At 67.1% G+C, this 22422-nt stretch carries 20 protein-coding genes and 1 pseudogene; 5 read left to right on the top strand and 16 right to left on the bottom strand.

The annotated features are described in order from the left end of the window. Positions 1 to 526 precede the first annotated feature (526 nt). From OG390_RS20630 to OG390_RS20640, 3 genes are all read right to left on the bottom strand, one after another. Complete coding sequence (locus OG390_RS20630; protein WP_406169924.1) at positions 527 to 5767, bottom strand: DUF6531 domain-containing protein; 5241 nt, start codon at positions 5765 to 5767, stop codon at positions 527 to 529. Between the two features lie 742 nt (positions 5768 to 6509). Next, entirely contained in the window at positions 6510 to 6839 is a 330-nt protein-coding gene (locus tag OG390_RS20635) for a hypothetical protein (protein WP_406177767.1), read from the bottom strand. Further along, positions 6839 to 7156, bottom strand: coding sequence for a hypothetical protein (locus OG390_RS20640; protein WP_406169926.1), 318 nt, complete (start codon positions 7154 to 7156; stop codon positions 6839 to 6841). Before OG390_RS20640 ends, OG390_RS20635 begins: the two co-directional genes overlap by 1 nt. 165 nt (positions 7157 to 7321) lie before the next feature. Here OG390_RS20640 and OG390_RS20645 point away from each other — a divergent pair, with 165 nt between their 5' ends. Together OG390_RS20645 and OG390_RS20650 are read left to right on the top strand one after the other, a co-directional pair. Then, the gene (locus OG390_RS20645; protein WP_406169928.1) at positions 7322 to 8119 is read left to right on the top strand and encodes a Scr1 family TA system antitoxin-like transcriptional regulator; all 798 of its coding nucleotides are present in this window, start codon (positions 7322 to 7324) and stop codon (positions 8117 to 8119) included. Further along, the gene (locus OG390_RS20650) at positions 8112 to 8333 is read left to right on the top strand and encodes a DUF397 domain-containing protein (protein WP_406177769.1); all 222 of its coding nucleotides are present in this window, start codon (positions 8112 to 8114) and stop codon (positions 8331 to 8333) included. Before OG390_RS20645 ends, OG390_RS20650 begins: the two co-directional genes overlap by 8 nt. 52 nt (positions 8334 to 8385) lie before the next feature. On the opposite strand, the gene OG390_RS20655 is transcribed toward OG390_RS20650, so the two are convergent. The 6 genes from OG390_RS20655 to OG390_RS20680 all read right to left on the bottom strand — a co-directional run bounded on the left by OG390_RS20655 (position 8386) and on the right by OG390_RS20680 (position 13942). Continuing rightward, positions 8386 to 9696 (bottom strand): hypothetical protein, encoded by a 1311-nt coding sequence (locus OG390_RS20655; RefSeq protein ID WP_406177771.1) that lies wholly within the window; start codon positions 9694 to 9696, stop codon positions 8386 to 8388. Between the two features lie 62 nt (positions 9697 to 9758). Next, a complete protein-coding gene (locus OG390_RS20660; protein WP_406177773.1) occupies positions 9759 to 10835 on the bottom strand; it encodes a hypothetical protein in 1077 nt (358 codons plus the stop codon). A gap of 14 nt (positions 10836 to 10849) precedes the next feature. After that, positions 10850 to 11815, bottom strand: coding sequence for a hypothetical protein (locus OG390_RS20665; RefSeq protein ID WP_406169930.1), 966 nt, complete (start codon positions 11813 to 11815; stop codon positions 10850 to 10852). A gap of 89 nt (positions 11816 to 11904) precedes the next feature. Beyond that, entirely contained in the window at positions 11905 to 12609 is a 705-nt protein-coding gene (locus OG390_RS20670) for an LPXTG cell wall anchor domain-containing protein (protein ID WP_406169931.1), read from the bottom strand. A 173-nt stretch (positions 12610 to 12782) separates the two neighbouring features. Beyond that, the gene (locus tag OG390_RS20675; protein WP_406169933.1) at positions 12783 to 13328 is read right to left on the bottom strand and encodes an ATP-binding protein; all 546 of its coding nucleotides are present in this window, start codon (positions 13326 to 13328) and stop codon (positions 12783 to 12785) included. 245 nt (positions 13329 to 13573) lie between these two features. Further along, the gene (locus tag OG390_RS20680; RefSeq protein WP_406169935.1) at positions 13574 to 13942 is read right to left on the bottom strand and encodes an STAS domain-containing protein; all 369 of its coding nucleotides are present in this window, start codon (positions 13940 to 13942) and stop codon (positions 13574 to 13576) included. 250 nt (positions 13943 to 14192) lie between these two features. Between OG390_RS20680 and OG390_RS20685 the strand changes: the two genes are divergently transcribed. After that, positions 14193 to 15104, top strand: a complete 912-nt coding sequence (locus OG390_RS20685; RefSeq protein WP_406177775.1) for an RNA polymerase sigma factor SigF — start codon at positions 14193 to 14195, stop codon at positions 15102 to 15104. A gap of 197 nt (positions 15105 to 15301) precedes the next feature. Next, positions 15302 to 16957, top strand: coding sequence for a ricin-type beta-trefoil lectin domain protein (locus OG390_RS20690; protein WP_406169937.1), 1656 nt, complete (start codon positions 15302 to 15304; stop codon positions 16955 to 16957). Positions 16958 to 17416: 459 nt separating this feature from the next. On the opposite strand, the gene OG390_RS20695 is transcribed toward OG390_RS20690, so the two are convergent. From OG390_RS20695 to OG390_RS20705, 3 genes are all read right to left on the bottom strand, one after another. Beyond that, entirely contained in the window at positions 17417 to 17980 is a 564-nt protein-coding gene (locus OG390_RS20695) for a Uma2 family endonuclease (protein WP_406169938.1), read from the bottom strand. Positions 17981 to 18241: 261 nt separating this feature from the next. Beyond that, positions 18242 to 19120, bottom strand: a complete 879-nt coding sequence (locus OG390_RS20700; RefSeq protein WP_406169940.1) for an IS3 family transposase — start codon at positions 19118 to 19120, stop codon at positions 18242 to 18244. A gap of 29 nt (positions 19121 to 19149) precedes the next feature. After that, the gene (locus OG390_RS20705) at positions 19150 to 19479 is read right to left on the bottom strand and encodes a transposase (RefSeq protein ID WP_406169941.1); all 330 of its coding nucleotides are present in this window, start codon (positions 19477 to 19479) and stop codon (positions 19150 to 19152) included. Here OG390_RS20705 and OG390_RS20710 point away from each other — a divergent pair. Further along, positions 19478 to 20615, top strand: a pseudogene (locus OG390_RS20710) (tyrosine-type recombinase/integrase). The gene OG390_RS20705 and the pseudogene OG390_RS20710 overlap by 2 nt on opposite strands. A 133-nt stretch (positions 20616 to 20748) precedes the next feature. Here the strand turns inward: OG390_RS20710 and OG390_RS20715 are convergent. From OG390_RS20715 to OG390_RS20730, 4 genes are all read right to left on the bottom strand, one after another. Beyond that, positions 20749 to 21063 carry a hypothetical protein gene (locus OG390_RS20715; RefSeq protein ID WP_406169943.1) on the bottom strand — a complete coding sequence of 105 codons (315 nt, stop codon included), beginning with the start codon at positions 21061 to 21063 and terminating at the stop codon, positions 20749 to 20751. A gap of 125 nt (positions 21064 to 21188) precedes the next feature. Continuing rightward, the gene (locus OG390_RS20720) at positions 21189 to 21329 is read right to left on the bottom strand and encodes a hypothetical protein (protein WP_406169945.1); all 141 of its coding nucleotides are present in this window, start codon (positions 21327 to 21329) and stop codon (positions 21189 to 21191) included. A gap of 267 nt (positions 21330 to 21596) precedes the next feature. After that, positions 21597 to 21884 (bottom strand): hypothetical protein, encoded by a 288-nt coding sequence (locus tag OG390_RS20725; RefSeq protein WP_406169946.1) that lies wholly within the window; start codon positions 21882 to 21884, stop codon positions 21597 to 21599. Then, complete coding sequence (locus tag OG390_RS20730) at positions 21877 to 22227, bottom strand: hypothetical protein (protein WP_406169948.1); 351 nt, start codon at positions 22225 to 22227, stop codon at positions 21877 to 21879. The genes OG390_RS20725 and OG390_RS20730 overlap by 8 nt, the downstream gene beginning before the upstream one ends. Positions 22228 to 22422: the final 195 nt, after the last annotated feature.

The raw sequence follows: 22422 nt of genomic DNA on the forward strand, positions 1-22422 counted from the left end.
TGACAGAGAGGGAAAGACAGGCGTCCAAAAGACCTTTGCCTACACCTCACCACACGCCTCAGCACCCACATGCCCGTCTAATGAGACGTCCCTCTCCTTGCTGACGCCACCGCATCCGCAAGGCTGATGACATCTGCAGTTCCGCCCCACCCTCGCACATTGCAGGCATCAAGAAGTTCCAGAGCTGCAGAAATTATGTCCGCAATGGCTCTGTCTACCGAAATTCCCTGCAGAAATTTCCCTGCACCAAGGCCGCCAAGTGTCACGTCAAGATCCCCAGAAAGAGAGCGCCTGACATCTACCCAGAATGGTCCGTCAAAAAAGCGTACGCGCCTCGATGTAAAATCACCCACCCTGGAAGCAGCAACCGCGCTCACCAGCTCGCAGGCGAGAGCGATTGGCATATCGTTCCAACCAACCTCAGGGAAACCCTCGCCGTTGAACTCGATCCAGACCCCTCCCCAGATAGCCCCCGACGGGGAAATCTCCAGTGAATCCACGGCACACCGCAGGACAAAATCCACCACTACCGCCAGACCGGATATGCAGTCTCAATCACCTTTGTTGTCTTATTGACCCACATCTCGATCTCCAGACCTTCAGCCATACCCCTAAGGAACACTCTCGACCCCTGCGAAGGTCCAGCCGTCGAGGCGAATCGATAGGCATTGATGATTGTCGATTCGATCTTTTTAGCCGACATATAGTCAGGGAATTTTGTCTTTATTTTGCTCTGCTTGTAAATTCTGCCGTCCGCCGTGTGCCTCTCAAGAACGTGGATCATATCAACAGTGACGACCTTCCAGGACGGCAAGTTTATTGCCTTCGGAACGAGGTAGAGCCCTCCTTCCACTGCAGCACGCTTGCCCCCTCCCGAAATCGGGAAGGGCACCATGGTCGCGTACAAGCCGACGTTGTAGGCCGGTGCGCAGGTGACCTGGGCACCACTGACCAGGCTGAAGGTTCCGAAGGTCACGCCGTCGATGAATCCGAGGCTGGTCTGCCCAGTTATCTCGATGGCCGCCTTCGTGAAGTTGTCGGAGGCGTTCTTGACCGCTTGGACGGGTGCGGGCTTCTGCGTGGTCTCGCGGTCTTCCTTCTTGCAGTTGTTGTTCCAGCCGAAGTTGCCAGTGAAGAGGTCCTTCATCTGGGTCGCGACGCTGCACATGCCGCTGGGGTCAGTGCGGCTGGTCGGCATGTTTTCCACGTACGCGTACGACTGCGCGTACGGCGTGTCCTGGTCGGCGACGTACGGGTCCTCAGTGGTGAAGCGTCCGGTGCCCGGGTCGTAGTTGCGGGCCCGCAAGTAGTAGCCCGCGGTGCTCGTTGCGGGCTCCTTGTACTCGCCAGTGAAGGTAAACCTGTTGCTGGGCGGGCTGGCCGCGATGTTCGTGGTGGTCAGCTCACCGAAGGCGTCGTAGTCGTACGCGATCTGTGCGGCGCCAGCCGAGTCGGTGACGTCCGTGACGGAGCCGAGCAGGTCGTGATGGTGGTAGAAGACCCCGGCGCTGGTCGTCTCTCCTTGGATCTGGTCGACCGGGTTGTACTGGTAGTCGGCCAGAAGGCTTCCTGATCCACTACTCTCGGTCGCGACACGCGCTAGGTCGTCGCCGTAGTTGATGTCCCACGTGGTAGTGCGCAACGCCGCACCGTTCTTGGTCGCTTGTGTGCGCAGGCCGTCGGCGTCGTACGTGAACCCGTACGTGGCAGAACTGGTTGTCACAGCGGTCAGGCGGTTTTCGGCGTCGTAGCCGAAAGTGGTGCTGCCCGCCTTGGTCTGGTTGCCGTCCGCGTCGTAGTCGTATCCGGTGGCGGTCGTGCCGGTGGTCACCTGGCTGAGGCGGTCGGCGTCGTCGTAGCTGTAGTTGGTGACGGCACCGCTGACCGCAGTACGAGTCTTGCGATTGCCGACCTTGTCGTAGGTGTAAGTGTCGCTGGGCTCACCGGCGGGGCACGCTGCGGCCTTGGTGGCGGAGGTGCATTCGGTGAGCAGACGACCGGTCTTGTCGTAGCTGTAGTACGTCGACTTGGTGCTGCCGCCATGCGTCTTGTCGACGCGCCAGGGCTGCCCCGTGGCGTCGAGTTCCGCATGCCAGGCCGACAGAGTGTCGGTGCCCTTGGTACTGGCGACGTCGGTCATTCGGCCCGCGCGGTCGTAGGAGCGCGTCTCCTGGTAACCGTTGGCGGTCGGCAGCGTGACGCGCGCGAGCTGACGTGCAGCTGTGTAGCCGTAGGTGGTCTTCAGCCCGTCAGTGGTGCTGGAGTCCCTGTTGCCGTCAGAGGTGTATGTGAAGGTCGTGGTGCGCCCGTCGGGGTAGGTGCGACCAGTGACCTGCCCCGCATCGTCGTAGGTGTAGCTGAAGCCCGCGCTCTGGCCCTGCTTCACGACCTTCTTGAGTCGGCCGCCCTTGTCGTAGTCGAGGGTGCGGGTTCCGGTGGCATCGGTGATGGTGCGGCGAGAGCCGTCCGCGTTGTATGTGAATGACACGGTGGGTGTGCCGTCGGAGTACGTGATCGAGTCGGGCCAGTTGTTCGCGTTGTACGTCGTGGTCGCCGCAGCACCCCGGGCATTGGTGACCTTGTTGCGGTTGCCGTCCTGGTCGTAGCCGTAGCTGACCGCGTGGTTGAGCGGGTCCGTCGTCGATGTCAGGCGATGAGCCGCGTCGTAACCGTAGGTGGTGGTGTGCTGGTTGTCGTCGGTCCGGGTCTTGACGTTGCCCGCTTTGTCGTACGTGTACGTCGTGACACCGCCGTCGGCGGCTCTGACGGTCTTGAGCCGGCCGATGGCGTCGTAGCCGTAGTCCGTCTTGTGCTGGTTGGCATCGACGTATCCGCTCACCAGGCCACGGCCGTCGTACTCCGTGGTCTCCGTGTTGCCCAGCGGGTCCGTGACCGTGTCCTTTCCACCGGCCTGCGGGTAGCCGAAGTGGGTGGTGTACGCCTCCGGATCCGCGCCCGTCAGATAGCCACGCGGGTCAGTCTCGCTGGTCAAACGTCCGTCGTGGTCGTAGGTCCACGTCCTCTTGCGGCCGAGGTGCGTCAGCATCGAGGTCTGGTTGCCGTCGGCGTCGTAGCCATAGGTCGTGGTCTTGCCCAGCGGGTTGGTGACCTTATCCACGAGGTCATTGGCCGTGTAGCTGTACGACGTGGTCTTGCCGAGCGGATCGGTCACCTCAAGGGGGTTTCCGTTGCCGTCGTACTTCGTCGTGGTGGTGTTCCCCATGGGATCAGTCACTTGGTACGGCCGGTCCAGGGCGTCGTATCCGGTAGTCGTCAGAGCTCCCGTCGGATCAACGGTCTTGGTGAGATTGCCGTTGTCGTCGTAGCCATACGTGGTCGTGTACTTCGCCGCATCGGCACCGGCGACGTTGCCGCGCGGGGTCGTCGTAGACGCTAGACGACCGGCACCGTCGTAGGCATACGTCGTCCGGCGACCAGTTTCGTCCACGGTGGCGGTCTGGTTGCCTCGGTCGTCGTACTCCACAGTGGCGTACTTGACGTCAGGGTCCGTGACCTTGGTCAGCTCGTTCGCCTTGTTGTACTCGTACGCGGTGACCTGGCCCAGCGCATCCGTGACGGTCTTGACGTTGCCGTTGCTGTCGTAGGCGTACGTAGTTGTCTGGTTTTCCGGATCGGTGACCTTCCATAGACGCCCCTGGGCGTCGTAGTCGTAGCTGGTGGTGTACTTCGCCGGGTCAGCTCCCTCGACGTTGCCACGCGGATCCGTCGTCGTCTTCAGTCGGCCGGCGGCGTCGTACCCGTAGGTCGTCTTGCGGCCTTCCGGGGTCGTCACCGATACCGGAAGCCCTTCGCTGGTGTAGCTGTATCGAGTGGTGCCTCCACCTGGCGCCGTCTCTGTCTCGACCTGCCCGTCGGCTGTGTAGGTGTACGCCGTGGTGCCTACGGGGCCCGTGACGGTCTTCACCCGGTCGCTGCTGCCGTCGTACGCATAGGACGTGCTGTAACCGCGGCCGTTCGTCATGGACTTGAGACGGTCGGAAGTGTCGAAGTCAAACTTCTCACTCACCCCGCCCGTCACCTGGGAGGCAAGATTGCCTCGGGCGTCGAACGTCCGCGCCGTCTGGTTGGAGTTGCCGTCGTACTCGGCCGTGACATTGAGGTTCTGGTCGTAACCGCGATCGGTGCCTCCGCCTTCCGGGCGGTAGCTTCGCATGAGGACACCGGCCTCGTAGACGTCGGTCCAGACGCCTCCGGCCGGGTCTGTCATATTCGATTGACCGGAACCACCCGGAGCATCGGCGGTAGCCGCCCAGGTAAAACTGTATGTACCGCCCGAGGCATCAATCTGCTTGGTGATCCGCCCGGTTGTCGCGTCATAGGTGTTCTGCGTGACGGTGTTTCCCTTGGGGTCGACGACGGTGGCCAACCGCCCGCCCGCGTAGGTGTACCTGGTGATGCCTCCGTCAGTGCCAGTCACCTTCGCCAACTGACCTGTCTCGTAAACGTAGGTCACTCTCCGACCGTCGGTCAGTGTCACGGAGTTCAGTCGTCCAGTGGTCGCGTCGACGTCCAGCGTGGTTTCCCGACCGGCCGCGTCCGTGATTTTCGCGAGCTTGGCGCCCGAATAGCCGAACGCCAGCCCCTGCCCGGCACCGTCGAGCCAGCCGGTCAATTGGCCCGACGAATTGAAGACGCGGCTGGTGTGATCGGTGTTGGTCACCTTGAAGCCGCTGCTCGTCTGCGTCAGTACATAGCGCACCGGCTTGGGTACCGTATAGGTGCCGTCGCTCTGCTTGGCGAACTCGACCTTGGCACCGTCCGGTTCGGCCAGGGTGACGGTACTGGTGGCCACGGTGAGCTTGGCCTCGAACGGCAACTTCCAACCCTTGCCCAGCAGACCGGCCGTGTCCGTCGCGGCCGAGGAGTAGGACCGGGACAAGGTCAAAGGGAGGCCCTTGCCAGGCACGACCGTATCGGTGACGGTCTCCGTGACCGCGCCCGTGGCCGTGTTCACCGGATCGGCGATCAGAGTCTGATACCAGCAGGTGCACTGGCCGGACAGGCCGTCACTGATGCCCGGTGTGTAGACGGCCGGGGCAGCAGGACTTGTGACGGAGGCGGTCCACTTGGTCGGCAGCCAGTACTCACGGTAGGTCGGCCTGTCCTGATCCGGGACCTTGTAGAAGTGGTTGGTCATCTCCGTCGCGTAGGAGAGCTTCGCGTAGTAGGCCGTGCCCGCCTTGCCGACGAGCACCCCGTCTCGAAGTGACCAGAGGCACGTCTTCGGCGCGCTGCTGCCCAGGCTCCATCGCAAGCACAGGCTGCCGGTCTCCGCGCTGGAGGTCGTGTCCTTACTGGTCAGCCGAGTTGCCACGAGTTGGTTGTCCGATGCCCGGTACAGCTGAATGCGGAGCATGACCGGAGGGATGTTGGAGCTCTCCGTCCACTCGGACTCCACGTACCAAGTCGTCCGCCCGGGCCGGTAGTTCGGGTACACCTGGGGATTGACCGGCGGATTCGCCTTTAGTGCCGTCGCCACCCCGGCGGGATCGAGCTGGGACTCGTCATTGACTATGTACGTGGCACCCCAGAGCGCCCCCTCAAAGTCCGAGTCAGCCGCGGCCGCCGCCGGGGCCGCCTGATTGGAAAGTTTGAGCTCGCCGGTAGCGGTCAGAATCGAGTCCTGACTCTTGCTTCCCGTGTTCGTGAACGCGTTCTGCAGGCGTTTGCTGTGCCGCAGATCCGGGCGCACTATCGCGAGTTGCTCGTCGCGCTTCGCCTGCGTCTTGCGCTGCTTGACGGTCATCGCCTTCGCCGGCCTGAGCGGCTCCGAGGTGCGCTTGGCGACCGGAGCAGACGCCTCAACCTCTGGGCTCTTGGGGCGAAGCGGCACCGCGCGCAATGCATCAGTGCATATCAGTGCGATCAGCACCGTCAGAGCAGCAACAACACGTGTTACCCGCGTGCGCAGCACAACGAGCCCTCCCCCAGCCTGCGGGTCGGCAGGCAACAGCGATCAAGCGGTCCAGCAGATCTTGCCAGGGACACAACACATGGAGTCAAGGCTTCGCTACACAATGCGCATGCGTGGGGACACTCACAGAAAGGTCTATACAACCTTGCAGCCGCCTTAAACGTCCGCGCGCTTAGGCCAGTGCGACCACGATGCCTCACGCTGCCGAGCGTGATTCGAGCGGTGGTTCTCGATGCCGGCGAGTGCCTGGTGGAGGCCCGCGAGTACGCGATGCGGGCGGACCGGCTGGGGCTCCGAGGCGCGCCTCGGTGGCGATGTCCGGCGCGGAGATCATGCACGGGTGGGATTAGCGCGAGACGTTCCAAGTGTTCCGTCCTGACTTCGACCCGACCGAGGAGGAGAGGCAGGCCATGACTGGCAACCAGCACGGTTCCCAGGGCGGCTCGACAACGACTTCCGTCCAACCATGTAGGTCGGCCTGCGGAAATGTGACAGTTCAGCAGTGAGTGCCACATTCCCTGTGCAGCACCAGTCAGGGACACACGCCCCCATACACCCTCTGGCTTCTCCCAGTTCAGGCTTGCGGCGCGGTCTCCTCGATGCCGCCGGGACCGTCGCAGGCGGGTGCGGGAAAGCCGACATCCCGGCTCTCCGCGATCCGGAGTACGTCGGTCAGCGCCTCGGCCATCCGGGCGAGCAGGAACCGGAGTTGCCCGGATGTCGCCCGACGATCGGCGAGCATGTCGGCTGCGTGGCCGAGCAGTTCACCCGCCATGCCGAGTTGCACGCTCTCGATGGTGTCGGCCACCCGCGACACAGAGCCACTCCCGTCGGTGATGAGGTAGCAGCGCTCGCCCTCCGGACCCGCCCAGGGCAACAGTCGTGCCCTGCCGATGCCATCCATCACGCCGTCACCTCGACCCCGTGGATCAGGCGTGGACCGATGTCGACCCCGTGGACGGCCAGCCACAGCGCACGGCGCCGGGCCCGCTGCCGCTGCGCCTCGCGGCGCCGCTCGTGAGCGACGAGGTAGGGGCGAACCAAGGCGTGGTCCTCGCCACGCAAGGGGCGGGAGCCAGCTCGGTGGGCGGTCGGCCCGCCGAAGTGCGAGGTGACAGGTTGACGGCCCATCTGCGTAGTGACCGCGAGACGATGGCGCCCCGAGCCGGGGAGCAGGAGCCGCAGAAGCGGCTCGAAGACGCGGACGAGACGGTGACTCATGTCGTCAACTTCCTTGGGTTCGTTGATGGCCACGCCCCCGGACCGGTCGCTCGGTCGCGGGAGTATCGCTCTGTGTAGCGATCCACTCGCAGAGTGGGATGGGGCGGGCTAGGCTCGCCAGGGGGTGGCTGGTGACAAGGCGTTAGTCTCAAGGGAGTTGACGTGGTGAGCAGCATCTACGGCGACTGGCTCAAGGAGCAGCGCGAGGCGGCGGGGCTGACGCAGCAGCATCTGGCCGACTCGGCGATCATGACGCGCTCGCACATCGCGCACATCGAGGCCGGACGCCGGATCCCTTCCAAGGAGGACGCGCGACGTCTGGACAGGGCCCTGAACACGGGGAATGTGCTGAGTAGCTTCCTGCCGCAAGAAGAGGTGGCCGTCGCCGGCTACTTCGAGGCGGCGCGGCTGCTCGAACAACAGGCGGTGATGATCCGGGAGTCCGCAGTGACGTTCGTACCCGGGATCCTTCAGACCAAGAAGTACGCGCAAGCCGTCCTGGGCACGACGTTCCCTCCCCTGAGTGACGAGGAGCGTGACAAGCGCCTTGTCACACGCCTTGAGCGTGCGAAGATCCTCGCCGATCCGGTGACGCCTGCCTTCTGGGCACTACTGGACGAGGGCGTGCTGTACCGCCTGGTGGGCGGCCGACACGTCATGGCGGAGCAGCTCATCCACCTCGTACACCTCGTCGAGAGCGGCCGTATCCGGGTGCACGTCATGCCGCGCGGTACGGGTGCTTACCCGGTCATGCAAGGCATGTTGAGCCTGATGTGGTTCGAGGACCAGCCTCCAGTGGCCTATTCCGAGGGCATTCGGGTTGCCAAGATTCACGACGCCCCGGCCATCGTCGACCAGCTGCAAGGCGCCTACCATCTCGCACTGAGCGACGCACTGCCGCTGGGCGAGTCGCTTGCCCTACTCAAGGCCACAGCGAAGGACCACGGACACGATGATGCCTAAGCACGCCATCTCGAACGCTGCCAGGCTCAGCGGCTGGCGCAAGTCGTCATACAGCGGAAACGAAGCCGGTAGCTGCGTCGAAGTCCTCGACGGATACGTCTCCGGCGTCCCCGTCCGCGACTCCAAGATCCCGCACGGCCCCGCGCTGGTCTTCTCAGCGCCCGGCTGGTCGTCGTTCGTCATTGCTGTCAGGGATGGCGATCTCCCCGCTTGAGCCCCCTCGTGGGTGCGGGACACCTCCCGAGTGCCCCACACCCAGTGGGAGCTCAGCGCAGGCGCCGTCCCGGCAGGAACGTGAAGACCGCCCCGCCGAGCAGGATCACCGTCCCCGCGACCAGTCCGAGCGCCTTGAGCGCGCCGTGGCTGTCGGAGCCCGTCTCCGCCAGACCCCCGCTGGACGACGTGTCGCCGGAGCCGGACGAGCCGCCCCCCGACGCGCCGCTCGCCTGTTCCGTGGTGTCCAGGGTCAGGGAGACCTCCGTCTTGGACGGCGTGCAGGTCGTGGTCGTGCCCAGGGCCTGCACGGTCAGGACGCCCGGGGAGAGGGTCGAACTGCCGCTGGCGCCGGGCTTGTAGGTGCCCGTGAGGTCGGGGATCTCGATCGGGTCGCCCGACTTGATCTCCTTGGCGTTGGTGGGGCCCTCGACATGGACCGTGCCCTTGTCGGAGCCGCCCAGTACGACCTCCATCGACGGCTTGACCGAGTCCGCGGGGATGTCGGCCGGGCTGTCCATCACGGACTTCTTGAACTGGACGGTGAGGTCGAAACTCCCGCCGTTCTTCTTGGCGTTGATCTGCACGGGGGACGTGGCGCTCTTGTCGCCGATGGGCGTCTTGCACTGGTAGGGGATGGAGACTTCCTTGCCGGTGAAGTCCGTCTGGCCGCCGCTGTCGCCCCCGGTGGTGTCGCCGCCCGCGTCGCTTCCGCCGGTGCCCCCGGTGTCGCTCGCGCTCGGCGCCGGCGTCGTGGAGCCCGTGGGCAGCTCCGTCGGCAGCGTGGGCAGCCCCGTCGGCAGGGTCGGTGTCCCCGTCGGAAGCCCGCCCGTCGTGCCGCCCGAACTCCCGCCGCTCCCGGTCACCTTGATCGTCGCCGCAGGCTGCACCGTCTCCTTGGGGGTGCACTTCGTGTCGGTGGACACGGGCTTGCTGACGTTGATGTTGTACGCGTCCGGGGTCAGCGTGACGTCACCCGCCGCCGTCAGTTTCAGCTTGCCCGTCATGTCGGACAGCTTCATGTCGCTGTTCTTGGGGATCGCCGGGTTCGACCGGGGCCCTTCCATGGCGATGTCGGCCGTCTGCGCACCGCCCGCCTTCAGCGTGCCGGTCGGCTTGACCGTGTCCTTCCCCAGGTCGATGACGTCGGGATTCTTCGACGCCGCCTGGACGAACTTCCATGTGATGGTGACCTCGTCGCCCACCTTCGCCTCGGCGGGCGCGGTGATCTCCACCTTTGTGGTGCCCTCGACCGGGGGGAGCCCGGAGATCGAGGGCGGAACGCATTCCGTCTTGTACGACACCTCGGCGGCCTGCGCGGGGGCCGCGGCCACACCCAGCAGGATGCCCGCGCCGCCGAGCATCAGCGCGACCCCGGCCGCGCTCACTCTCCGTCCGGCCGCCGGTACCACTCTCCGTTGCGTGCTCACGTATTTCCCTTCGTCGTCGGGCTGTTCTCTTGCGGTGCGGAGAGCTGACCGTTCTCCGTGGTGCCCGGATCGCTGTCCGGCGTGAACCACGGCAGGGTCGGGGTCGTGGAGGTCTTCGACGACACCGGCGCGGAGGCCGGTGGCGGGATCAACTTCGGTACATGGAAGGTGAGTTCGGGCAGGCGCAGACCCCGGTGACGACCCCCGCGCCCGTTCGACCTGCGCGGCCGCACCCGCTCCACCACGGTCATCCCGATGCGGAACACCGCGCCCGGCACGACCACGCAGAGCAGGATCCAGAAGAGGGTCACGCCCCAGGGGCGGCCCACGCCCCACGGCTGCTCGGCGAGCACCTTGCCGCCGTACTTCAGGGAGACCGTGTAGTCGCCGTGCGCACCTGCCGACAGCTCGACGGGGAGTTTGATCTGCGCCTTGCGGCCCGGCGCGATCGTGCCGCGCCACTGCTGTGCCTCCCACTGCGGGGCGAACACCCCGTGGGAGGTGCCGACCTGGAAGACCGGGTTCCTCACGGGAGCCGTGCCGACATTGCCGACGGTGAAGACGAGCTTGCGGGAGGGCGGCGAGCCGAACCAGGTGAGCAGGCCGCTCGACCCGTCGAGCCGGGTGTCCGTCAGCACCGAGAGCCGCCCGCCGCTCTCCTCCTTCGGCAGCGGCTCGACCGAGTGCCCGGCCACCATGAAGATGGCGTCCGCCTCCGCCTTCTCCCCCGTGACCGTGGCGACGTGCACCACGCACGGACACGGCTTGGGCGGCTCGGTGACCGGCAGCTGCTTGCTGAAACTGCCCTTCGCGTCGGTGGTGACGGCCCGGCCGTCCGCGTTGGCACAGGAGTTGGTGCCGCCGATCACGCCCCGGGACGGCACGGACTGCCCGCAGATCAGCATCATCAGCAAGGTCTTGGACCGCCATCCGCTGCCGGTCACCGTGATCGAACCACCCGTTCCCGCCTGGGACTTGGACAACTTCACACTCGGCTTCCCGTCGGCGGACACAGCGGCCGTCCCCGTCAGCGGGACCAGGACGAGCGCGAGCGCCGCCCCCAGCGCCGCCATCCGCACCTTGACGCTCACGACACCGCTCCCGTCAACTCGACTTCCGTACGCGGCTCTTCCTCACGCGCCTCGCCCCCCGGCCCACGAAGCCTGTGCCGTCGTAGGACCAGCCAGGCGCCCACCGCCGCCGCGAGTCCACCCCCGGTCCCCACGACCGCGCCCCACGGCACGAACCGCACCGACGCGGACGCCGTGTCGTGCGCCCCGCCCGCCGCCGTCACCGTCAGCCGCACGTCGACCGCGTCCAGCGCCGGGGGGTCGTGCCACGGTTCGCCGAGCGTGACGCGGCGGCCCGGCAGGAGTTCGAGAGGCAGCGTGCGCGGGGCGCGGTCGAGGAGCTCGCCGAAGACCCCGTCGGCGTGCACCGCGAGTCTCGGGGTGAGGACGGTGGTGCCGCGGTTGACCAGCTCGTACGAGATCCGGCCGGCGCGCACGGCGACATGCTCGACAGTGAGCGCCGACAACGTCGGTCCGCTCACCCGCAGTTGGATCCGGACCGCCGAGGTTCGGCCGCCGCCGCTCGCGACGACCGCGCCGGGGTGGTCGCCGGGCGCCGCGCCCGCCGGGACGCTCAGGGTGAACGGCACGTCGGCGCGGGTGTGCGCGGGAACCCGTACGGACACCTCACGCACCGCCGTCCGGTGGCCGTCCCTCTCCCGCGCGAAGCCGATCCACGCGCCGGTGTCCGTCGACTTCTTCCGTACGGTGAAGCCGCCGCCCGTGGTGTTGTCGGCATCCGCGCCGCGCAGCCGGACGGTGAGCGGCCGCGCACCCGGGTTGAGCACGGACACGGCGTCCTGCAGGACCGTGCCGGGCGCGCCCTCCGCGTAGACGTACGGCCGACCGTCCGCCGTACCCGCTGTACTCACGGACGGCACCACGGACCAGCCGTCGTCGGCCAGGGCCGGGCGTACCGGTGCCGTGATCGACAACACCAAGGTCAGGCCCAGCACGCGGGCAGCGGAGAGTGCGTACGGCACAAGCGGCTCCCAAATACGGAGGCGGCGCGCAGCGCCTCGTTGAGGGGCGGTGGTCGGGCGACGGGTGGGCGTACGACGTACGAGGTGTCTCAGCGGCGTACCGCCTGATGCCTGCGCGTCAGCCACAGCACGCCCGCCGCGCCGGCGAGCAGCACCGTGCCGCCGAGGGTGCCGAGGGCGATCGCCGAGTCCTCGGGGCCGGTCTGCGGGAGCCGGCCGCCGGAGTCGGAGCCGCTCTGCGTCTGGCCGGAACTCGACGATCCCGAACCGCCGCTCGCGGCCGTGACGTCGAGGGTCAGCGAGGGCTTCGGGTTGTTCGACGGCGTGCAGGTGGTCGTCGTGCCGAGCGCCTTGATGGTGAGCACACCCGCGGTGAAGGTGACCTTGCCGGTCTTCTTCGGCGTGTACGTGCCGCTCAAGTCACTGATCTTGATCGGGGTGTTGGCGGGGATCGCGGCGGCGTTGGCCGGGCCGCTCACGGGCACCGTGCCGCTGTCCGCGCCGCCCACCTTGATCACGGCGCTCGGCTTCATCGCACCCTTGCCCAGCTCCACCGGGCTGGAGGAGACGCCCTTCTGCCAGGACATGGTGAGCTTGTAGCCGCTGCCGCTCTTGACGCTCTTGATGTCGATGGGTGAGATGGCGCTCTTGTCGCCGATCGGCGTCTTGCACTGGTAGTCGACGTTCACCACGTCGGCCTGGGCGGCGGGGGCGGCCATCAGCACCGCCGAGCCGGCCAGGGCCGCGGCGAACGCGAGCGCGGCGGTTCGTTTCTGGTACGTCCGGTACGACACCTCGAAGTCCCCTCGTCGCCGAAATTTACTGACGGCACATCAGATCGGGCGCTCAAAGTACGCCCGGGGTCTTGTGGAGGGAAGACAAAGTGCGCGCCGGATCTGAGGAGATCCGGCGCGCATACGGCGACGTACGAAGAGGGGTTCGAACCCTGGGTAACCCCAGATGACGGTTACGCGGGCGCTCCGAGCTCCGCCCACACGGTCTTGCCCGCGACCCCCGGAGTCCGCACGACCCCCCAGTCGAGGCACAGCCGCTGCACGATGAACATCCCGTGGCCGCCGGGGCGTCCGGCGCGGTGCGGGGTGCGCGGGGCGGGCTGGCCGGTGCCCCGGTCGGAGACCTCGAGGCGCAGCACCTTGTTGTCGCAGGCGATCCAGAGTTCGTCCGGGCCCTCGGCGTGCAGACAGGCGTTGGTGACGAGCTCGGAGACGACCAGCAGGACGTCCTCGGCGGCGGCCCGCCGGTCGGCGCTCGCGGCGGGCAGCCAGCCCCAGGCGTACAGCGCCTGACGGGTGAAGTCGCGAGCGAGCGGCACGACTCCGCTCGCGCCGTCGAGGTTCAGCCTGCGGGCCTGACGGCCTGCGGAGGGGACGGCCACGCCGCCCCGGGACGCGCCGCCTCCGGGCGTCACGCCGTCCGCGGACGCCCCGGAAGCGCCGCCGTCACCCGACTCCGGGCCGCGGTCGCCCGGCGAGTAAGGCCGGGTGGTGCTCATCAGCGCTTCACCTCACCGATTCACCGGTTCACGATTCAAGACTCAGTACTCAGTACGTAGGGATCAACGGCGCGTTCGCCGCTTTGGCTGCCGACATATGCGCTGCCGACGTGTTCAGGATGTCTCCTGCCCGACCGAACCGTCCGAACACCCACTTATTCGGCACGGAAGATGTGACGCAAGTAACGCGGCGATCACATGGGGGCAACTGAGTCACAACTTCGACGTCGTCGGGGCCGGGCGGGTCAGTCGGCCAGGGCCGCGTCGAGCGTCTCGTGGACGGTGAAGACGGCCTCCGCCCCGGTGATCTCGAAGACCCGGGCCACCACCGGCTGCATCCCGGCCAGATGAACGCCGCCGCCCGCGGCCTCGGCCTTCAGCCGGGCGCCGAGCAGCACATTGAGCCCGGTGGAATCACAGAATTCGAGGCGTGAGCAGTCGACCACCAGACGGGAATACCCCTTGTCGAGGCAGTCCTCGAGTGGCTCACGCAACAAATCGGCCGTGTGGTGATCCAACTCACCCGCGGGGGTCACGACGGCGCTTGAGCCCTCTTCCCGCACCTCGACAAGAAGCCGGCCCGACTGTGCGCTGCCGACCGTCCCGCGGTCCATGCCGTCTCTCTCCCGAGCGTCGCGACTGCTGATGTACGCACTCGAACACTACGCCTTCCTCACTACCCCTGACACCCGAACAACCCCACGAAAACGGACATTTAGTAATGAAACGCACTTGCGACAAGCTCACGAAAGCGGGTAGGGCTAGTAGAGACAGCTATTCGACACGGCCGGCTTTGGAGGCGCGGCACACCGCAGTGCACGAATTGGCATCGGCGGCCATATGCCGAGAACGATGGAGGACACCATGTCACCCCGGCTCGACGCATCGCAGACCCAGACGGCGACGTCGGCACCCTCTCTGGGACGCCCGGAGCACCTCGACGAAGCCGATGGAACCAGCGGATTCGACGGACTCGACGGACTCCCGGAGATCCCCCCTTACGACGAGGTGGGGCCGGTGGACGCACGGGCCCTGTCCAAGACACTCTTCGAGCGGCTGGAGTCCCTCGAAGAGGGCACGCACGACTACTCGTACGTTCGCAACACCCTCGTCGAACTCAACCTCGCGCTGGTGAAGTTCGCCGCCTCCCGCTTCCGCTCACGCAGCGAGCCGATGGAGGACATCATCCAGGTCGGCACGATCGGCCTGATCAAGGCGATCGACCGCTTCGAACTGAGCCGAGGCGTCGAGTTCCCCACCTTCGCGATGCCGACCATCATCGGCGAGATCAAGCGCTTCTTCCGCGACACCTCATGGTCCGTGCGCGTACCGCGCAGGCTGCAGGAACTCCGCCTGGACCTGGCCAAGGCGGGCGATGAACTCGCCCAGAAACTCGATCGCGCTCCGACGGTGGGAGAGCTGGCGGAGCGCCTCGGTCTCAGCAACGACGAGGTCGTCGAGGGCATGGCGGCCTCAAACGCCTACACGGCCAGTTCGCTCGACGCCCAGCCCGAGGAGGACGACTCCGAGGGCGCGCTCGCGGACCGCATCGGCTACGAGGACCACGGACTGGACGGCATCGAGTACGTGGAGTCCCTGAAGCCGCTGATAGCCGAACTCCCGGCGCGTGACCGCCAGATCCTCTCGCTGCGCTTCGTCGCCAATATGACCCAGTCCGAGATCGGCGACGAACTCGGCATCTCCCAGATGCATGTCTCCCGGCTGCTGTCGCGCACGCTGGTGCGGCTGCGGAAGGGGCTGACGGTCGAGGACTGACGTCCCGCTGTCGCCTTGTGTGCCCGGTACCCCAAGTGAGGGGGTGCCGGGCGCAGTTACAGCTTGGCATCGGACGGGGTTACCCACGGGAACCCCTTTCCCCAAAGGTTCACCTCCATCACTATGGGCACCCCCATACCCGCCAGTAGGTCAGGGCTACGGCGGGCAGAGCACCGGGGATGCGAGGAGGCACGGGAATGGCTGGGGCCGGCCGGACCGACGCTGCGGACGACGGGCACGGTTACGAGGGCGAGCACGAAGCTGACGCCGAGGGCGGCGGCATGTTCGCCACCGTCTCGGACGCACGACTCACCGAACTGCTGCGCGCCGAGACCGCGACCGCGTATCCGGCGCTGCGTGAACTGCGCCTGCGCCACCGGCCGGCGGTCCTCTCGTACGCCCGGCTGTGCACGGTGGGCGAGTCCGCCGCCCGGCAGCTCACGGCCCAGGCGTTCGCCCTCGCGGCCCGCGACACCACGCGCGGCATCGATCCCCCGGGGCCCTGGCGCCACCAACTGCTGCTCCTGACAGGGCGGGTGGCCGCGTCCTGGGCCATGGACGAGCGCGGGAGCCGCCTCGACCCCGGCCTGCTCGTCCACTTGCGCGAGGCGGGGCCCGTCGGACCCGTGCCGTCTACGGCCGGGCCTGTGCCGTCTCAGGCCGGCCCCGTGCTGTCTCCAGTCGGACCCGTGCCGCCGATGCTCGACGCGTTCCAGGCACTGCCGACCCGCGTCCAGGGACTCCTCTGGTACGGCGTCGTCGACGGGGAGGCCGACACCAGGACCGCGATGCTCCTCGAGGTCACGCCCCCGGACGTGACGTACGGCAAGGAGTCCGCGTTCCAGACGCTGCGCCAGGCCTGCCTCAAGACCCGCCTCGCCCGCTCCGGCAACCCCCGCTGCCAGGACTTCCGCCGGCTGATCGAGGAGGCCGCGCACCCCGAGAACCCGCGCTACAGCGTCGACCTGCAGGCCCACATGGCGCACTGCGCGCACTGCGCCGCCGGGTACGAGGAGCTGGGCGCCCTGCGGGACGCCCCACGCGAGGCGCTGGCGGAGGGGCTGCTGCCGTGGGGCGGGGCGGCGTACGTCATGGGCTCCGCGGGCGATACGCGAACCGCTCCCGACAGAGGGGCCGACTGGGCCTGGCTGCCCTCCCGGCGCGTCGTCCTCGCCTCGGCCGCGCTCGGCGTCGCGGTGGCGCCGCTGCTGCTGTTCGTGTTGATGTCGGGCGGATCGGAGCCCGCGAAGACGGCCGGTTCGGTACGGACCCCTCAGGCACCGCCTCCGGTGACGGTCACGGCGACGGTCTCACTGACCCCGTCACCGCCCGCCACGCACAGGACCAAGTCCCCTACCCCCACCGCGACTTCGCGGCCCTCGAAGGCCCCCTCGCCGACCCGTTCGTCCCCGAAGCCCTCTCCCGCGCACACCGCGTCCCACCCCCCGAACGGCACCTTCGCCCAGGTGGTGAACGCCGGCTCGGGACTCTGCCTGGACATCCGCGACGGCGACATCGACTTGGGCACCGACGTCATCACGGCCCGTTGCACCTCGTCGCGCACCCAGATGTGGCGCGTCGACACCGACCGCGGCGTCCTCCAGTCGTACGCCGACCCCGACTTCTGCCTCGACAGCCGCGGCTCCACGGACCGGGGTGTCGGCATCTGGGAGTGCCGGTCGGTCTACGGCCGCAACGGCATGAACCTCCGCTTCACGGTCGACGATGACGGCGTGATCCGCCCGGACATCGCCCCGGACCACGCGGTCACGCCGTACGGCGACGGGCTCTTCCTCGCTCCTGAGCAGGGGCGGGAGGAACAGCGGTGGCGGGCGGGGACGGGGACGAGCTGACAGGGCCTGGCGGGACAGTAGGCGCATGGGGTGTCTTGTCGGCCCAGCGGATACCGGATCACCATCTCCCCGGTCGAGTGTTGCCGTCGCTACCGCCGTCAGGGGCCGGGCGGCGGCTACTGGCGCCGTTTTCCGCCCCGCCGGTCACCGCCGGGTGTACCGGGCACGGCTCCCGACCACAATGATTGGCTGCCCGGCCTTATCGGCGACATTCTGAATTCGCTTGGCATCATTCGGGCTGATACCAGCTTCTAACGCCGTTCTAAAGCAGGGCCGCACCACCCATTGGAGTTATAAACAAGGACCGGAGTCTCGCCCGCCAGCACATGGTACGTGTGCTGGGCGCCCCCTTCTCACCTGCGTTTTCGCAGGTGAGCGCGGGTCAGCTGGTCCGCTCAAGTCCGCTGGTGTCCGCCGTTGACGGGTCCGGTTGCCGTCAGCGTTGCCGTCAGACGACATCTACTGCCGGGAGAGTCCAGCCGGGTCGATCTCAACGGGGAACGGGGTCGCCAGGCGGGTGGTCGCGCCCGCGAGAGCGGTCGTCCGCTCCACGTAGCGGCCGCCCTGCAGGTCGTAGACGACGAGCATGGGGGCCGGGTCGAACTCGAGTCGCCAGAAGTGCGGGATGGCGGCCTCGGCGTACAACATCGGCTTGAACTTGCGGTCCAGGGTGCGGTTGCCGGGAGAGACCAGTTCGACCACGAGCTGCACGCCCTCGGCGTCGACGCTGACGCCGTCCTCGGCGGTCGCGCCGGCGTCGGTCACCACGAGATCGGGGACCACCAGGCCCGAGGGCAGGATGACGTTGATGGCCTCCAGTACCTCGACCGGCGCCTTGGCGGCCTGAGCCGCCGCGTGCAGAATCATGGCGAGCCGCAGCGAGGCCCGCTGATGGCGGATGCCGGGTGCGGGGGACATTACGAGGGACTCCCCCAGCAGCTCGTAACGGGTGGTGCGGTCTTCGGGCAGGGCCAGGACATCGGCGACGGTCCACGGCCCCGTGTGGTCGATGGCAACGCTCATTCCCTTTCACCCTTTCGTCCGACCGGCAGTCTCGGTGTGACCTCGACGGGCGGTACGTGCCCAGCATACGGGCGCTCCCACCAGCTGACACGAGGTTCCGCTGTCATGAGCGAGCCCTCGAACAGGCGTGCCGCGTAGTCATCCGCCCAGAGGGCGTCGGCATGTGTCAGCGCGTGGCAGGGCCTGCTCTGCCGAGTGCCGGCGCGTCGTGGGATTCCTGCGGTCTGCTGGCTGTCAATCCCCTCGCAGCGTGGAGACGATCTATGCGGCCAGTCCCTCGGCGAGGGCGGCCCGGAACTCGCGTTCGTAGTCGATCGGGCTCTTGAACCTGCATACGCTGTGTAGCCGCCTGGTGTTGTAGAAGTCGGTGATCCAGGTGGCGATCTTGATGCGGGCCTCGGTGCGGGTACGGAAGGTGTGCCAGTGGACGTGCTCGACCTTCAGCACGCTGTTGAACGCCTCGCTCACGGCGTTGTCGAAGCAGGATCCGATTCTGCCCATGGACTGCACGATGCCCAGTTTGCGGCAGGCCCGCTCGAACGTCCGGGAGCAGTATTCGCTGCCCCTGTCGGTGTGCATGATCACGCCGCGGACGTCGCCGCCCCGGGTGGCCGCGGCCATGTTGAGTGAGGCCACCACCAGCTCGGCGTCGTGCCGGGCGCCCATCGCGTAGCCCAGCAGCCGACGGGAGAACAGATCGATCACCGTTGCCAGGCAGAGCTTGCCCTCGCCGGTGTCGATCTCGGTCATGTCGCCCACCCAGACGAGGTCCGGTTCCTCGGCGGTGAAGTCCCTCCGCACGAAGTCCGGGGCGGCCGGTCGCCTGCCCGGCCTGGTCAGCGACCGGCGGCGCGTGACCTTCCGGCCCGCCGGCCCGAGCTCGGCCATCAGCTTCGCAACGGTGTTCACCGACACCCGCCAGCCCCGGCGCACCAGCTCGATGAACACCTTCGGCGAGCCGTAGGTGCCCCCGGAGCAGCGGAAGATCTCCTCGATCTCCTCCGCCAGGTGCTGCCGGCGCATCTCCCGCTCGGTGGGCGGGCGGTCGCGCCACTTGTAGTACCACGACTCCGACACCCTCAAAGCCCGGCGGGCAACGCGGTACGGAATCTTCTGCTCGGCCTTGCATCTGCTGGTCACCCCGACCGCCACGGCCGGGTCCGCTTCAGCTACTTCACCCACAAGGCCACGAATCGCTTGCACACATCGCGCTCCATCTCCAGCTCGCGGATGTGCTTGTCCTTCTCCCTGGCCTCGGCCCGCAGCCGCTCCAGCTCCACCCGCTCACTCTCCCGCAGCCGGCCACCACAGGGCCCGGCCGCCGGCCGGTCCGACGACGGCGAACCGTTGCGCCGGGCCCGCGAGACCCAGCTGTGCAGCGTCCCGGGATGGATACCCAGATCCTCGGCCACCTCCGGAATCGGCTTCCCGGTCTCCGTCACGATCCGCACCGCCCCCTCACGGAACTCGGCGTCGTAGATGCGCTTCCTGGATGCCATGACCCCCAACTATCCCTCCGGTCACGAGTGGGAGGGGAGGTGCAGCCTCCCCGTCCCCTCCGCGCAGGGCAGCCTGGCCGCGTACCTGACGTACTGGCTGGAGAACGTCGCCGTCCACCACCTCCGCGAGAACACCCACACCCGCTACACCGCCGTCGCCCGGCTCTACCTCATCCCCGGACTCGGACGGAAGAAGCTCTCCAAGCTCACCGCCAAGGACGTCCGCACCTGGCTCAACCACCTCCGCACCACCTGCCAGTGCTGCACCCGCGGCCTCGATACTGCCCGCGGTCGGCCCCTCTGCTGCGCCGCCGACAAGTGCTGCGCCAAGTGGCTCTCACCCCTGACCCTCGCCTACGTCCACTCCGTGCTCAACTCCGCCCTGGAGCACGCGGTACGCGAGGAGGAAATCCCGCGCAACGTCGCCCGCAACGTCCGCACCGGCACACCCCGACCCCGCCGCTTCGAACCCCTCACCACCGAGGAAGCACGCGAATTCCTGGCCGCCGCCAACGGTCACCGATTGCAGCCTCTCTTCGAACTCGCTCTGCACACCGGGCTCCGCAAGGGCGAACTCCTCGGCCTACGCTGGGAAGACCTCGACCTCACCGGCGGCACCGCCAGCATCCGCCGCACCCTCCAGCGCACCAACTCCGGCGGCCTGACCGCCCTCCCGGCCAAGACCCAGAGTTCCGAACGGCGCATCGCCCTGCCAACGCCGTGCCTGCGGTCCCTCGAACACCACTGCAGCCGACAGCTCCAGGAACACGAAGCGGCAGGCAAGAGCCGGCAGAACAGTGGCTACGTCTTCACCCGACCGGACAGTGCCCCGGGCCACCCTCACCCGGCAGTTCAACACCCTGCTCCGCCAGGCCAGGCTCCGCCGCATCCGGTTTCACGATCTCCGTCACTCGGCGGCGACGCTCCTCCTGGAGCAGGGGGTGGAACTCGTCGAAATCAAGGAACTCCTCGGCCACGCCCACATCGGCGTCACCGCCACCGTCTACGCCCACGTCCGGCTCCGCCTCCAGCGCGACGCCATCGATCTTCTTGGCAAGGCCCTCCGCAACCCCGCCAAGATCACCGGCAAGCCCGACGGCGACGAACCATCCCTTTGCCCCGCGCCCGTACGCTGACGTTGCCGTCAACTACTGCCGTCAAGCACATCAGAAGCCCCACCGAAGGTCCTCTTCGGTGGGGCTTCTTCTTGCCGTGTTCGAGGTCCTGCGGGTGAAAAGAAACTCACGAACAGGATGTTCTGTACCGCAGTTACTCGACCCGCTTGAGGGACATTTCATGGTCGCCATTAGCAACCATCTCACGCACCGCCGCGAACATTTCATGGACCCCCGGACGGCGAATCAACACCAGATCGGGGCAGGCGAAATATGATCCGTTGAGGCATTCTCCAGTCGCCTGCCATCTATCCAGAATTCGCCCCAGCTCCAGGTACGTCAAGAAGGTCACAGACCACCTCTCTCCGTCAGGGAGCAGGATCCATCCATCCGCGTTCTCGACCTCGCCTGGCGCGTCTCCGCCAAGCTCGGCCTGGAGGGTCAAGCCTTCTTCGCTGATCTCGTACATACCTAGTTTCCGTACATATCCATGAGGCGACTGATGACCTTGGACTCATTTGATTTGTCAGCCTTACCAACGATCTGCATGCCATCGTCGGTATTCCGGAAGAAGACGCGCCCGCCATTGCGGCCTCACAGATAGGAAATGTCCGTGCCAGCAAGGGAATTATTCCCGAGGCCGGGGTTCGTGTTACCGCCCCGGAACTGCATGACCAGATCATCCATTTCCTTCTGGATTCGCTGATTCTTTCCGGCCGCTTCTGCTGCCTTCACGAGATACGGGTCATCGTGGATAGCGGAGGTTACTCCACAAAGACCGTTCGAGTTGTGAACGAGAACCGGCGTGGCCCCGGCGAGTACAGAGTACGTGTGCTACGCGGCCCCTCTCTATCTGCGTATTCGCAGATCAGCGGTGGTTTCTGGTTCCGCTGGTGTCCGTGGTTGTGCGGGGGAATCCGTGGGTGTTGCCGTCGCTACTGCCGTCAGGGATGCGGGAGTTGCGACGCGCTGTTGCTGGCACCTCTGCGACGCATGAGGACCTTACTGCCATGCGCCGGGTTCGGCTCGGAGGAGGGTGCGGGTGGTCTGTTCGTACAGTTCGTGGCCGGTGGCGGCGCAGTGTCCGGCGATCCAGCGGGTCAGTTCGTCCGGGGTGTGCAGGGGGCCGGAGGTGGCACCGCAGTTGCGGTCTTCGCCGGTGACGCACTCCGCCGCGACGGTCGGCAGGGCCAAGGTGTCGGGGACGGTGGTCACGTGGTACTCGCGGAATCGAAAGCGGCCACGGGCAGTACTGCGGGCCGGTGCGTCGGTGTTCGTGGAGTCAGACATCTTCGCCCGCTTCCTCTTCCTCCTCCAGGCCCGGGAGGCGTTGTCCGCGTGAGTCGGCGACCCGGAGTGCGTCGGAGAGGGCTTCGGTCAACCGGCAGGCCAGCCAGCGGTATTCGGTGGCCGACAGGATCTTCGCTCCGGGGGCCATGGTGTCTCGGGCGTACTCCAGCAGCTCCGCACCCATACCGAGTTGTACCGACTCGATGTTGTCGGCGAGGGTGGCGAGGTAGCCGCGGCCGTCGGTGCTGAGGTAGCAGGGCTTCCCCTCGGCGGTGGCCCACGGCAGCAGGCGCGGCCCCTGCACAGCAGGACCCTCTGGCCATGGTGTCGCATGCTCAGCCATCTTGTTGCCCTCTCCTCGACTCGACGCGGGGTTGCTGATCAGCGTCCCGCCGGCCTGGACCTTGCGGAGTAGCCAGCGTGTCTGCCTTGCTGTCTGCCAAGCTGGTGGGGTGCGGGAGACGGTCGGAGAACTGGTCAGACGGCTGCGCGTGACGCGTGGTTGGAGTCAGCGGCGGCTCGCCGAGGCTCTGGCTGA

It is taken from the genome of Streptomyces sp. NBC_00996 (assembly GCF_045162675.1).
Classification (GTDB): domain Bacteria; phylum Actinomycetota; class Actinomycetes; order Streptomycetales; family Streptomycetaceae; genus Streptomyces.

What these genes read in the sequence shown, in the direction of transcription:
- OG390_RS20695 (WP_406169938.1), bottom strand. Translation starts at nt 17,980, where the DNA reads ATGAGCGTTGCCATCGACCACACGGGGCCGTGGACCGTCGCCGATGTC.
- OG390_RS20730 (WP_406169948.1), bottom strand. Translation starts at nt 22,227, where the DNA reads ATGGCTGAGCATGCGACACCATGGCCAGAGGGTCCTGCTGTGCAGGGG.
- OG390_RS20680 (WP_406169935.1), bottom strand. Translation starts at nt 13,942, where the DNA reads ATGGACCGCGGGACGGTCGGCAGCGCACAGTCGGGCCGGCTTCTTGTC.
- OG390_RS20655 (WP_406177771.1), bottom strand. Translation starts at nt 9,696, where the DNA reads ATGCTCGGCGGCGCGGGCATCCTGCTGGGTGTGGCCGCGGCCCCCGCG.
- OG390_RS20650 (WP_406177769.1), top strand. Translation starts at nt 8,112, where the DNA reads ATGCCTAAGCACGCCATCTCGAACGCTGCCAGGCTCAGCGGCTGGCGC.
- OG390_RS20635 (WP_406177767.1), bottom strand. Translation starts at nt 6,839, where the DNA reads ATGGATGGCATCGGCAGGGCACGACTGTTGCCCTGGGCGGGTCCGGAG.
- OG390_RS20640 (WP_406169926.1), bottom strand. Translation starts at nt 7,156, where the DNA reads ATGAGTCACCGTCTCGTCCGCGTCTTCGAGCCGCTTCTGCGGCTCCTG.
- OG390_RS20690 (WP_406169937.1), top strand. Translation starts at nt 15,302, where the DNA reads ATGGCTGGGGCCGGCCGGACCGACGCTGCGGACGACGGGCACGGTTAC.
- OG390_RS20685 (WP_406177775.1), top strand. Translation starts at nt 14,193, where the DNA reads ATGTCACCCCGGCTCGACGCATCGCAGACCCAGACGGCGACGTCGGCA.
- OG390_RS20630 (WP_406169924.1), bottom strand. Translation starts at nt 5,767, where the DNA reads ATGACCGTCAAGCAGCGCAAGACGCAGGCGAAGCGCGACGAGCAACTC.
- OG390_RS20725 (WP_406169946.1), bottom strand. Translation starts at nt 21,884, where the DNA reads ATGTCTGACTCCACGAACACCGACGCACCGGCCCGCAGTACTGCCCGT.
- OG390_RS20705 (WP_406169941.1), bottom strand. Translation starts at nt 19,479, where the DNA reads ATGGCATCCAGGAAGCGCATCTACGACGCCGAGTTCCGTGAGGGGGCG.
- OG390_RS20660 (WP_406177773.1), bottom strand. Translation starts at nt 10,835, where the DNA reads ATGGCGGCGCTGGGGGCGGCGCTCGCGCTCGTCCTGGTCCCGCTGACG.
- OG390_RS20675 (WP_406169933.1), bottom strand. Translation starts at nt 13,328, where the DNA reads ATGAGCACCACCCGGCCTTACTCGCCGGGCGACCGCGGCCCGGAGTCG.
- OG390_RS20715 (WP_406169943.1), bottom strand. Translation starts at nt 21,063, where the DNA reads ATGTACGAGATCAGCGAAGAAGGCTTGACCCTCCAGGCCGAGCTTGGC.